General features: G+C 64.8%; 8 protein-coding genes. 3 read left to right on the top strand and 5 right to left on the bottom strand.

What is annotated here, in order from left to right:
- Nucleotide 1 precedes the first annotated feature (1 nt).
- From ACIBBH_RS19075 to ACIBBH_RS19065, 3 genes are read right to left on the bottom strand one after another with little or no spacing between them, the layout of a single operon-like run.
- Complete coding sequence (locus ACIBBH_RS19075; protein WP_399405982.1) at nucleotides 2–3,637, bottom strand: ATP-binding protein; 3,636 nt, start codon at nucleotides 3,635–3,637, stop codon at nucleotides 2–4.
- Nucleotides 3,634–4,740: a DUF4007 family protein gene (locus ACIBBH_RS19070; protein ID WP_399405980.1), complete on the bottom strand. Its 1,107-nt coding sequence runs from the start codon at nucleotides 4,738–4,740 to the stop codon at nucleotides 3,634–3,636. The genes ACIBBH_RS19075 and ACIBBH_RS19070 overlap by 4 nt, the downstream gene beginning before the upstream one ends.
- Nucleotides 4,741–4,791: 51 nt before the next feature.
- On the bottom strand, nucleotides 4,792–5,937 hold the full coding sequence (locus ACIBBH_RS19065) for a cysteine desulfurase family protein (protein WP_399405978.1): 1,146 nt from the start codon (nucleotides 5,935–5,937) through the stop codon (nucleotides 4,792–4,794).
- 457 nt (nucleotides 5,938–6,394) lie between these two features.
- Between ACIBBH_RS19065 and ACIBBH_RS19060 the strand changes: the two genes are divergently transcribed.
- Genes ACIBBH_RS19060 through ACIBBH_RS19050 form a run of 3 tightly spaced genes read left to right on the top strand, consistent with a single transcriptional unit; the run spans nucleotide 6,395 to nucleotide 10,790 of the window.
- On the top strand, nucleotides 6,395–8,011 hold the full coding sequence (locus tag ACIBBH_RS19060) for a DEAD/DEAH box helicase (RefSeq protein ID WP_399405976.1): 1,617 nt from the start codon (nucleotides 6,395–6,397) through the stop codon (nucleotides 8,009–8,011).
- Nucleotides 8,008–9,876: an ATP-binding protein gene (locus ACIBBH_RS19055; protein ID WP_399405974.1), complete on the top strand. Its 1,869-nt coding sequence runs from the start codon at nucleotides 8,008–8,010 to the stop codon at nucleotides 9,874–9,876. The genes ACIBBH_RS19060 and ACIBBH_RS19055 overlap by 4 nt, the downstream gene beginning before the upstream one ends.
- A complete protein-coding gene (locus ACIBBH_RS19050; RefSeq protein WP_399405972.1) occupies nucleotides 9,873–10,790 on the top strand; it encodes a phospholipase D family protein in 918 nt (305 codons plus the stop codon). Before ACIBBH_RS19055 ends, ACIBBH_RS19050 begins: the two co-directional genes overlap by 4 nt.
- A gap of 138 nt (nucleotides 10,791–10,928) precedes the next feature.
- Here ACIBBH_RS19050 and ACIBBH_RS19045 read toward each other — a convergent pair whose 3' ends face one another.
- Entirely contained in the window at nucleotides 10,929–11,372 is a 444-nt protein-coding gene (locus tag ACIBBH_RS19045) for a hypothetical protein (RefSeq protein WP_399405970.1), read from the bottom strand.
- A gap of 100 nt (nucleotides 11,373–11,472) precedes the next feature.
- Nucleotides 11,473–11,961 carry an aKG-HExxH-type peptide beta-hydroxylase gene (locus ACIBBH_RS19040; protein WP_399406447.1) on the bottom strand — a complete coding sequence of 163 codons (489 nt, stop codon included), beginning with the start codon at nucleotides 11,959–11,961 and terminating at the stop codon, nucleotides 11,473–11,475.
- Nucleotides 11,962–12,145: the final 184 nt, after the last annotated feature.

Here is a 12,145-nt window from a genome sequence, read left to right as displayed (position 1 = left end):
GCTACTCCTTCCTCTCGGATGAGGCGCTGTCGCGGTCGGACAGGCGCTCGGCCAGGGCGGCGAGCAGGATGCGTGCGCCGTCGGGGCCCAATGCTTCTTCAGCTTGCCTGATGACACTGACAACGAGTTTGTCCGCGGCATTCCGCGACTCCCTCGGGACGTGGATGAGCGTGCGCTCCTCGGTCCCCTGGGGAGTGGTTAGTGTCAGCAGGTGAGTGTCGATCTGGCGCTGCTTCGGCTTCTCACGTCCGCGGACTTCCTTGCCAGCCTCGGCGACCGGTTCCTCCTCCACGACGTTGTACAGGTGACTCACGCGGTCCAGTGCGCGCGCCCTGTCCCTCACGATGCGGGGGAAGACATCAATGTCACGGTCGGTCCAGTCCCCGAGGGCCTGGTTGACGAGCTGGACCACGACCGTGCCGAGCCAGTCATCATCAGGAAGCATTTCGTTGGTCACCCGGGTCACGAAGCCGTGGAGGCTGACTTCGAGGGAGGCGTCGGCGAAGCCACGCAGACGCTCGGCCAGGCCAGCGCGCAGTTCCCCTGTGCTGGACGCGGGGATTCGGAACTCCTTCGCCAACGTTTCGACGACGTACCGGCGTAGGCTCGCGCTTGCGTTGGTGAGCTCGTTGAGCGCGGTGGTGAGGCGTACGACGTATACCTCCGCTGCCTCGGCGTCCTTCTGGGTACCTGGAGCGATCTTCTCGAAGCCGAGCGCTTCGGGGAGCTCTTCGAAGACCAGTTTGTCCGGGTCGGTCGCCCTGGACAGCACCTCACGGACCGTGAGGGTGTCGTGGCTGAGCCGCCGAGTCTTTCGCGAGTGCTGGTCCAGAACCATCACCCGTTCCAGCATCCCGCGCGTGACCGCGAGCAGTGCCGGGTTCCGGTTTGCGCGGCTGCGGGGAATGTCGACGCCGAGCGATTTCACCAGGCTGTCGAGAACAAGACGGCGCTGGCCCCGGTCGACTGGAGTCGCCTTTACGGTAAAGCGTTCCGGGTAGGGGACATTGAGACGCTCCACGATGGCGGCGGTAAGGCGGGGGCAGTAGTTCCCCTCCTCGAAGAGCGCGACGTCGTTGCCGCGCAGGATGAGCCCGGCGACCACCAGGATCGGGACGACGCCGGCCTTTACGCCGTATGGAGGGGCCATGAGCCGCTCGTAGATCTCTACGATGTTGGTCGGCTTCGTGGCCGCGCTCAGCGCCTCCTCGAGCGCTTCCCAGACAGGCATGACACTCGCATTGAGGTCAGCGCTGGGGCGGGACATTCCGTGAGTGTGGATGCCGCCTTCGGAGCTCTGGCCGCCATTGACTTCTCCAGCGGCACGGTGCAGTCCGAGGTGCTCGACAACGCCGTCGTACAGGGCACGTTCCGCAGGGAACTTGTCCTCAGGCCAGCCGAGCCGTGGCAACCCGGTCTTCTCGATCATGGCCGTGAGAACTTCGCGGCGTGTACGAGCAGCGTTGCTGGTCAGTTGATGGCGTCCCACCATCTCATTCCGTACATGCGGAGTGTTGTGGTACACCGCGTTGCACGCTTCGGATACGAGTCCCGCGTAGCTTCGGGCCTTGAGTTCCTTGACGGGTTCGCCGTCGGTGTCTTCGCCGCTCTCCCACAAGTACCAGCTCGACTCCTCGCTCCCCGGGCGGAACGCCTCAGCAAGCATGGCGGTAATACGCTGGGAGAACTCTCCGGCCCGTTCGTTGATCTCTCTCCGAGCAACATGGTCGAGCTCCTCATCACCCATGAGGTCCTGGAGCGCCACGAGGGTGGTGCCGGCATCCAGCACTGCTTGGGGATTCTTCGTCACACCGACCACGACCGGGAGAGGAGAGTCCACCCGAGGACTGCTCTTCAGGTCGCCAAGGTGGAAGACGAGCATCCCGTCAGCCGCGTCCTGCACGACTTTTGGGCCCCGCAGCTTCTCGGTCCGGTAGCTGACGGCCGTCACGAAGTGCCGCTGCATGCCGGTGAGCTGGCTATGCGCGCCTGCGGCGACCGCGTTCGGGAGGACATTCGTCCCGAGGTGCTTGTTGAAGTAGCGCACCACGTCGTCAGGCTGCAGTTGGGTGGCGATCTCGCGGACCCGGGCGTCGATGTCCACATCGGTGCCCTGCCAGATGCGGTACTCGTCGCTGTAGGAGCGGTGGACGACGAGTCCGTCTTCCACCAACTTATCCAGCCGCTTCTTCAACTGCTCGAACCGCTTGGCGTCGGTGGCGTCTGTTGGGTCGTTAAGCGCGAACTGGATCATCGCCGGCGTGGCACGGAGCAATCCGTCAGCGTCGATGAGGTTGAGTACGCCGATCGCCTTGAGTAGTTCCTGGTCCTCTTCAGGGAGCCCGTGGGCTTCCTCAAGGCGAGCGTTGATCTCCAGCCATCGGCTTGCCTTCGACGAGGCAAGGATTGTCGTGCGCCCCGCAGAGAAGAAGAAGTCGTACAGTTGCGGGATCCGGATCGTCGAGGCGCGCTCCGGCGACTCGGCCTCGAAGGTATCGAGGCTGCGCCGCACCGTGTACGGCTCATCGTTGACCAGGAAACCGCTGAGGCTTCGGTCGTTCTGGCCGATCTGCGCAGCCATGAGGGGTGCTGCCACGGCAGTGAGCGGGTGCAGCGGGTACAGATTGGCGAACGACTCCGAAGAGATGTCGACGACTGAGTGCAACGACTGCTGGCGCCAGATGCCGTACGCCGCGTGAGCCTGTGCCTCAACCAGCTTGCGCCCCTGCTTCGCCACCTCCGAGTGGGACAGCTTCCGCTGCAGGAGGTAGACCGCGTCACCGAGGTTGGGGGCGAAGGTGACGTCTTCGAAGCGCCCCTGGATCTTGGCCCACTCCTGGGTCTGCACAGCGCTGGACCGCGAGGCGTAGTCCGTGAAGGCCAGATGCTGCAGGGTAAACACGAACAGCGGAAGGCCGTTGGCCCCGGCACCCTTCTCAGCGAGCAGCTGCAGCAGGAATACATCGCTCTCGGCGTTGCTGCTCTCGCTGGCGGATGCGAGGTGCTCCAGGGTCTTGCCGAACTCATCGATGATCAGCAGGAGCGGTGCCTTGCCGCACAGCGTAGTAACCGCGTTCAGCAGACTGTCGGTTGTCGGGACGACCTTCTCGGCACAGGCTGCCATGGCAGTGGAGACGTCCTTGGGAACGCGCTTCGGCCACCTCCGGTCTACCGCCGTCTCCAGGGCCCGGTGAATGGTGGCCGCCAGCGGCTCTCTGCGCGCGGTGGTGACAGCGCCCAGGAACCCCTCGGCAGCGAGCGTCTCGCGGTTCTCGGAAATCTCCTCCGCCAGCTCGGTGTTGGTGGCGGCCACCGCCTGGTACGCAGCTGTCCTGCGCTCGACGTCGTGACAGAGGAAAGCGTCGATCAGGTTCGACAGGGTGGACTTGCCGGAGCCGTACGGACCGGTGAAGGACCAAGCGCGGGTGCGATTAAGGTCGCGGAGGGCGTTTCCCACCCTTTCTAGGACGTCAAGGGCGCGCACGCCGACGTACGGAGAGTGGAGGTCCGGAGTGCGTACGTCGCGCTCCAGGTTGGTGGAGCGGAACTCCGTACCGACGAAGCTGATCCCGGCGGGAATCTGGAAACCAGCGTCCTTCAGCTTGGTACGGGGGGAAGGCTTGGTGGCCGTGGTCACGCGAGCTCCTCGATCATGTCAGCCTGCCGGGGGAACTGCCCCTGCGTGGCCTCAGCGTCGTCCGTTGTCTTCTTCAGGCCGGGGTTCTGCCGCGCCCACTCTTCGGGAGTCGGAAAACCGTCGCGGTCGCGCACGCGCCCGTACTGCTCGTCCAGGATGTTCCAGGCGAGAGTTTCCGGGTTGTCGGCGAAGCGCAGGCTGCGCTGGCCGAGTGACTCCACGATCTCCAGCTGCGGGTGGCTCTCGACGAAGGCTTCGATTGATCTGGCGAGCTCCGGCTCTCGCATGCGGAAGGCGCGGCCGGGGGCACCGGGCTCGTTGGCGAGACGGGCCAGCGAAATGGAGTCCGGCTTGCGGGAGAAGCGGGACGCGTAATCGAGGCAGGCGTGGATAAGCACGCGGGGCGGGAGGCTAGGGCGGATACCGTTAGTGAAGCGGTACGTGCGCTCCTTGCCGCGGCCGCCCTGGAACTCCAGGAGGCCGAGCTCGCGGAAGGGGCAGAGGAGCGAGTCCTCGAAGCTCCCCGGGGAGAGCGGGTTCGCGTCGGGGTCAGGCGCGTACATCTTGATGAAGCAGTCGACGTCACGGGTGATCGACTCCGCCGCCGGCCACTCCTCGCGCGTGAAGCTGCTGTGCACCTCGCGCGTAATAAGGGCGGCCATCTCCTCGACCGTGACACGGGCGAGCGGTGCAAGGTGGAACATCACGTACCAGCTCGGGGCGAGGCACTTGGCCTCCTTAGTGCCGGAGACCAGCCACCAGTGCAGCAGCCACAGGCTCCCGGTGTCCTCGAGATAGGGGTCGGCGCCTTCCTCGTCCAGAAGCCATCGGGCGCGCCACGTCGGGGCGGCCGCAAGCGCCCGCACCTGCGGCTCGGAGCTGCGGTACTCGTGGGTGAGCTTGAATGCCTGCGACCAGTAGCGCATGGAGTAGACCATGTTCTTACCTACGCCCAGGCGCACGAGCGCGTCCGGGGCGTGGAAGAGCATCTCGTCTTTCTTGACCTGCAGGTATGCCTTGTGCAGCCACCCGAAGCGCGGGGGAAAGCTTTCGTGCCTGTTGAATTTCAGTCCGACAACGTCGGAGAGGCGGCCTTCTGGCATTGCGGTCGAACCCTTCAGTTCAAGGAGTAGGTGCGAAGTCTTGGGTGCCGGTCAGTTGCCGGCGGTGGCGCCCATGACCGCCTGTACGTGGGTGACAGCTCGTACGGCGGCGTCGATGGCGCGGCGGATCTCGTGCTCTGTGGTGGCGTAGCCCAGGGAGAAGCGGATGGTGGAGTCAGCTGCCTCCCTGCTGAGCCCCATGGCGAGCAGGACATGGCTCGGGCTCGGCGCTCCCGCGGAGCAGGCGCTGCCGTCAGATGCGGCTACGTCGGGCATTGAGGCGAGGAGAGCATCGGCGGGGGCGCCGGGGAAGGTGATGCTTGAGACGCCGGGCAGCCGCGAGGCACGAGCACCGTTGACGTGGCTTGCGGGGAGCTGCGCGAGGAGCTCACCCTCCAGGAGATCGCGCAGCTTGGTGATGCGCGGGGCTTCGTCGTCGAGCTGTCGGTGCACAGCCGCGGCAGCGGCACCAAGGCCCACGATGCCGGGGACGTTGAGGGTGCCCGCACGCCAGCCGCGCTCGTGGCCCCCGCCAAAGACCAGCGGCCGCTGAGGCAGCGGAGTGCCGCGCCGGATGAACAGCGCACCGACACCCTGCGGCCCGCCGAACTTGTGGGCAGACAGCGACAGCAGGTCGACAGCAAGATCACCCAGGTCGAGGGGGAGCCGGCCGACGTACTGCGTCGCGTCCGTGTGGACCAGTGCGCCAGCCGCGTGTGCGGCCTCGATGACGGGAGCGAGGTCAGTGATCACCCCGGTCTCGTTGTTCGCCAGCATGATGGAGACGAGAGCCGCGCCATGCCGCTGAACGGCGGCCCTGAACGCATCCGGATCGATCTGCCCCGCGCTGCCGACAGGCAAAGTGATGAGGGCTTCCGAAGCGTCGCCTGCGAGTGCCCGTGCAGTTTCCAGGACCGCCGGATGTTCCACGGCGGAGGTGATGATCACTCCACGCTGTGCATAAGCGGCTTGCAGAGCAAGGTTGTTGGCCTCGGTCGCACCAGAGGTGAAGATGAGCTCGCCAGTAGAGCAGTTCAACAGGTCAGCGAGCTGCCGACGTGCTTGGTCAACCCTGCGCGCGGCGTCGCGGCCCTGATGGTGGATGCTGGAGGCGTTGCCTACGGCTTGGAGCGCGTCATACGTGGCCTTGAGCGCTTCTGGACGCATAGGAGCAGTGGCGTTGTAGTCGAGGTACACGGGCTGTGCGCCATATGTCTCTGCTTCCACGGAATGCCCCCACTAGCGGTGTCTCGCTCCTTATGTCGCTCCTGGTGACTGTTCTCAGCCCGTAGCTCATGTTCCACCAGGAGTGCTCTGAGATCCTAACGAACGTTGGGGGCTAGTGAGACCGGCACGCCGCAGGAAGTGCACTTGCCTACGTCGCGTGAGCAGCTTCCTTCGTGTTCTAGGAGTGCCCCTTCCCCCCTCGCCTAGCTTGATCAGCGCAGGTCGGGCACCGAGGAAGGACCGGATCTTCCGTTCGGCCCCCATTGTCAGTGGTCGGGTCTACTGTTGAGCGCACGTCGTGCCCCGCGTCACGGGAGCGATGGACAGTGAGGGAACGCTGCGCAGCAAAGGGCTCTCGGGAGATGCACGGTGAGGACGTGCGAGGCGTGGGGACGCCTCGCTTGAGGTGCGGAGGGGAAGATGCCGGATGAATGCACCCGGCATCGCGTTCGCACGTGTTCTCGACGCGGCGCCCGTCGAGTATGTGCGAGGGCTCCTCGGGGAGGACGCTTGCACACTTATTGGCCTTTTGAACGGGGGATCCACCGACGAGGCCATGGTCCGGGCAGTGGCGGCGACTGCGGTGTCGCCGGAAGAGCTGCTCGCTGACGCTGAGCGGCGGGATGGCTTTCTGGCGCTGCTGCCGGACGAGAAGGAGAGGGAGCTCGCCGAAAGGCTGGGGTGGGACCAGTCTGGTCGCGCAGCGGATTTCCTCGCGAAATGCGGATGGGCAGCGGAGCAGAAGCAGACCCTCTTGGGTTTTCTCGGCCTGATCGTCGAGCGGGCGCCGAAGCCTCCGCCGGCTTTCCGGGGCATGGCGGTGCCGAGCTATGGGCTCTTCTCGCACCAGCGCCGCGCTGCCGCACGGGCCCGTGAGCGACTCTACGCGGATGGCCGCCGAGTGGTTCTTCATCTGCCTACGGGCGTTGGAAAAACTCGGACTGCGATGAACATGATCTGCGACCACCTGCGGTCACATGAGCCGACCCTTGTGGTTTGGCTGGCTCGGGGCAACGAACTTCTGGAGCAGGCCGCTTCAGAGTTCGAGCGGGCATGGGGAGCTCTAGGGAGCAGAGACGTTCACGTCGTCCGGATGTGGGGAGATGCTGCAACAGACTTGGACGGAGTTGTCGACGGGATAGTGGTCCTCGGGCTCGACAAGGCGGTGGCGGCGGTCAAGCGGGACAGGGACTTCCTGGACCGCTTGGCCCTGAAGGTCACGCTGACTGTCTTCGACGAGGCTCATCAGGCCATTGCACCGACGTACCGCAGGGTCACGGATGCGCTGACCTTGCGCCGCGACGCGAGCTTGTTGGGGCTCACTGCGACCCCCGGCCGCACCTGGGCGGACATTGATGAGGACGCGCGACTGTCGGAGTTCTTCGGCCGGCAGAAGGTCATGCTGGACATCGAGGGGCATGACAACCCGGTCAGCGCCCTGATCGAAGCGGGCTATCTGGCACGGCCGACCTTCCGAACTGTCGCGGCCAACTCCGGTGTGGAGCTGAGCGCGAGCGACCGACACGCGCTCGCCGACGCGTTCGACGTCCCCAAGGGACTCCTCGACCGGTTGGCGACGAACGTGCAGTGGAACCTGCAAGTCATTCAGACCGTCCTTGAACTCACCAAAGAGCATCAGAGGATTCTTCTTTTCGCAGGGTCTGTGGAACACAGTCGATTGCTCGTGGCGACGCTCTCCGCGCTTGGTGTCGATGCGGAACAGGTGACGGCGGAATCTTCGAAGCGGCACAGGGAGAAAGTGATCGCCCGCTTCAAGGGGAGGTCCAATCGACCCATGGTGCTCTCGAATTATGGCGTACTGACTACGGGATTTGACGCACCGGCCGCAAGTGCTGCCGTGATCGCGCGGCCTACGACATCCCTAGTGTTGTACAGCCAGATGGTGGGGAGAGTCATTCGTGGGCCTAAGGCGGGTGGCACCTCAACGTGTGAAGTAGTAACCGTAATTGACCCTGAACTTCCGGGGTTCGGAGACGTCGCGGACGCTTTTACTAACTGGGAGGACGTGTGGAGCAACAGATGATCGATGTCGAGAGCTACCCGATCGTTAGTGCGGATATGACGATCAAGGCGATGCGTGACAGTGGCTACAAGTCCACCGCGCATGCCATCGCCGAGCTCATCGACAACGGCATCGAGGCTCAGGCGGACGTGGTCGAGCTCTTCGCCGTCGAGGGAACGGAACGGCCTACAACACGCTCGCGCTACCGGATCGAGAAGATCGCCGTGATGGACAACGGCGTTGGCATGGACCGCGAGACGCTGCGGCGGTCGCTGCGCTTCGGCGTGGGTACTCGACAGGATCGTAAGGGGATAGGGCGCTTCGGGGTCGGCCTACCCAACTCCAGCATGTCCCAGTGCCAGCGCGTGGACGTCTGGTCGTGGCAGAACGGGCCGGAAAACGCTCTCCACACGTACCTTGACCTGCGTCAGATAGACGGCAGTGAGGCGCAGGTGCCGGAACCTGATGAGCAGGCTGTCCCCAAGGAGTGGCAGAGGCTGAGCCAAGGGCTTGGCCCCTCCGGGACCTTGGTGCTCTGGACGGCGCTTGACCGGGTTCAGTGGATGGGCGCGGGCACGACGCTCAAGCATACTGAGGAGCTCATCGGGCGCATCTACCGCAGGTACATCGCCGATGGCCGGTGCAGGATCCGCCTCGTACCGGTCCACGGTTGGGACGAGCTCCCAGAAGCGGCTGATGCTCGCCCAAACGATCCTCTGTACTTGACTCCGGGTTCGTCGACTCCCGCGCCGTTCGACACGAAGCCGATGTTCAGGCCCATCGGGGCTGGTTCCACCGGTGAGATCGGCGTCGAAGAGTTCATGGTGAAGGGAGCGGACGGCAAGGAGTATCCGGTCACAGTCCGGGCTTCGATCGCCACTGACGCGGCTCGCCGCTCTGACATTGAGGGGGAGCCCTGGCCGGAGAACGTCACGCCGACCCTGGACCCTGGTCACACTGCATGGGGTAAGCACGCGGCCCGGAATCTTGGCATCTCCCTGATGCGGGCCGATCGCGAACTAGACCTGGACAAGGGCTGGACCAGCACCTACGACCCGGTCGAGCGGTGGTGGGGGATCGAGATCGACTTCCCGCCTCAGCTCGATGAGGTCTTCGGCGTTACTAACAACAAGCAGGCGGCCACGCTGTTCTCCTCCCTGGCCCACTTCGACTGGAAGGAGGAGGGCGAGGGGCTCACCCCGCTGGAGTTCAAACAGCGGCTGGTGGAGGAGGGCGACCCCCGCGTCCCACTTATGGAGATCGTCTTCCACGTACGGGACAAGCTCCTCAAGCTTCTGCGGGATGAGCTGAAGCTGCAGAGGCGGGGCACGCGCCAGGCGCGGAGCCGGCATGAGCCGGCTGAGAAGCAGGCTGAGCAGGCTGTGCGGCGGCGTCGGACGGAAGCGCGACCCAGCGAGACCGACACGCTGGAGACGCAGAAGTCACCGGAGGAGAGCCACCAGGAGCAGGTCGAGAGCTTGGTCAACCGGCACAAGTACACGCCGCTGGACGCCGAGCGCATGATTGCCGAAACCACCGCGCAGAACCGCCATGTCCGCCTGCTGACGAGCCGCAACCCAGACTCCCCCGCCTTCTTCAACGTCGAGTTCATCCCTGGCGTGCTTCAGGTCTCGCTGAACATGGACCACCCCGTGTACGACGACTTGGTAGCCGTGCTCGACGACGACTACGAGGGCGCCAGCGAGAGCGAGCTCAAGGACCGGCTGGAGAGGGCTTCCAATGCCTTCAAGCTGCTGCTGTTCTCCTGGGCGCGTTTCGAGGACGAGTCCGGCCCGAGGATGAAGGAGCGCACGAAGTCCTTCCGACAGGATTGGGGGCGCATGGCCAAGGAGTTCTTCTCAGTCGACGAAGAGGACGATGAGTGAGGCCGGACCATGTCTGGAGGCAGCTTCATGAGCTTCTGAGCTCGGCACGTAAACGCGTGGTACTGGTCGCTCCCTTCATCAAGAAGGAAGTGTTCCTTGCGGCGTTAGCTGCCATCGGCGACCGAGACGTCGAGCTGCTCTGCGTGACCCGCTGGGCGGTCATGGAGATCGCCGCTGGCGTATCGGACCCGGAGATCGCACAGATCGCAGAGCAGGATGACCGTGTAACTATCGTGCTCTGCCATGACCTTCACGCGAAGTTGTATGTGGCGGATGAGCGCTGCCTCATCGGTTCCGCGAACCTCACGGGGCGTGCAACCGGGCGCCGGCTCCCAAAGAACCTCGAGCTGCTGGTTGAAGTCCCCGTAGAGCACCCAGAGGTGCAGTCTGTCCTCAAGCAGATCCAGCAGACGTCCATACCTGCGGATGCGGAGATGGCGAGGCAGCTTCGGGAACAGGCGAACCTTCTGGTCAGTGATGTGGATCGGCCGGACTTCGTTGTCGTCGTGGACGAAGTGGATTCAGCGCGGGCTCGTTGGCGTCCGGAGACCCGTGTGCCTCTACGGCTCTATCGCGTCTATCGAGGAATGAAGTGCGACTACCCGAACGAGATCCTTGCTGGAGTCGCACGGGACCTTGCTCACCTGGACATCCAGCCCGGGCTCGACGAGACAACCTTTTCTCAGGCCGTGCGCTCACGCCTGTACGAACTGCCCGAGGTGGCTGCACTGGCCACCAAGGGCAAGATCAACCTTGCGGAGCTCCAGCAGTCGATCATGGCAGCGGACGGTTGCGAGGAGGAGATGGCTCAACGGGCGGCAGAGAACATTGCCGAATGGTTGAGCTATTTCGATGAAGTCCGAATCGTGCCCACGGGCCCTTGGGAGATCAGGCAGGGGCGTGAGTTCACGTGAGCCGAGCAGGTCGGGAAGAGCGGAGTGCTGATGTCGTTCCAGGGGAAGCTCGTGCGTGACGGCATCCCGGAGATCATCCGTCGGAGCGGGGCCATGCCAGTGACGTACACAGCTGGCGTTGAGGAGTATCGGGGACGTCTAAGGGACAAGTTGTGCGAGGAGGTCGAAGAGTTTCTTCAGGCCGACGGGGAGGACGCCAAGGAGGAGCTCGCCGACGTGCTCGAAGTTGTACATGCGCTCGCTCGGGATCTGGGGATGAGCCCGGCAGATCTCGAAGGTCTCCGTGCGCGCAAGGCGGCTGAGCGCGGTGGGTTCGAGCGACGCGTCGTGTGGAGGAGGACGGAGCACGGGATGGGTCATCAGTAAGGAGACGTTCTCAAAACGGCTGGCGGCTGGCTTTTCCGGTAGCGGCTGACCTGTGGCGGGGATGAGGCGGCGGTGGGCTTCCCGGCAGAGCCGCTCGAGGCCGGAGACGAACAGGCTTTCTTCGTAGAGGTAGTTGAGGTGGACGACGAGTGCCTCCAAGTTGACGGAGCCGGTACGGATCGCCATGACTGCGGCTCCGGCGACGGCCAGGTCCATGGCGTCAGTCCACAACGGCAGGCCGAGCAGGCCGTAGGTGACAGCGGTGACCAGTCCAGTCCCACAGGCACGACACCGCGACTCGAACGCGGGAATCGGCCTACGCCGCTCCTACGACGTCGCCGACCACGCGACTGATGCGCTCTCGGATCACGCTGGCGGAGACGTACGAAAGCGCATTCGCCAGGGAGTCGGTGGCGTCGGCGACCTGGCTCTGCTGTTGACGCAGGTAGGCGTCCAGGAAGGGAACGACGGCGCCCGAGGCACTGCGACGGGCCTGCCGTGCGTACAGCGCGGTGAGGGAGAAGGCCCAGCAGGCGTGGAGGAAGCCGAAGACGGGACGGTTGGTGCCTCGCCAGGGGGAGAAGAAGGTGACATCACCAGGGAGTCTCACGTCATGCGCGGCCAGGGCGTCGTTGAGCCAGTTGTGGGCGGCCTCGTGGATCAGGTCGCGGGCCAGGACCTCGGGGTGGGCGGTGTAGTCGGTGAAGACCGTGCCCGGGAGGCGGGTGAGGGCCCAGCTGTGGAGGGTCTCGTCCAGTCGTCGGCGGTTGAGCAGGCAGATGACGGGGGCGTGCTGGGTGAGCAGCGTGCCGAAGCCGTGCTCGGTGGCGGAGGCGAGGGCGGCATGGACGAGGGCCTGGGCTTTGTGCGGGGCAGAGATGGTGTCGGGGCGGACTAGGCAGTTTCGTTTGGATCAGTCGGTCGTTGGTCCGGGTGTGCCGTTGACTGATGCGCAGTGGGCGCGGATCGAGCCGTTGCTCCCGGACCGG

It is taken from the genome of Streptomyces sp. NPDC051636 (assembly GCF_044453765.1).
GTDB lineage: Bacteria > Actinomycetota > Actinomycetes > Streptomycetales > Streptomycetaceae > Streptomyces.
This window is presented reverse-complemented; position numbering and strand designations above follow the sequence as displayed.

Excerpts from the sequence above, each read along its gene's own strand:
- ACIBBH_RS19070 (WP_399405980.1), bottom strand. The coding sequence starts at position 4,740 with ATGCCAGAAGGCCGCCTCTCCGACGTTGTCGGACTGAAATTCAACAGG.
- ACIBBH_RS19060 (WP_399405976.1), top strand. The coding sequence starts at position 6,395 with ATGAATGCACCCGGCATCGCGTTCGCACGTGTTCTCGACGCGGCGCCC.
- ACIBBH_RS19055 (WP_399405974.1), top strand. The coding sequence starts at position 8,008 with ATGATCGATGTCGAGAGCTACCCGATCGTTAGTGCGGATATGACGATC.
- ACIBBH_RS19045 (WP_399405970.1), bottom strand. The coding sequence starts at position 11,372 with ATGGACCTGGCCGTCGCCGGAGCCGCAGTCATGGCGATCCGTACCGGC.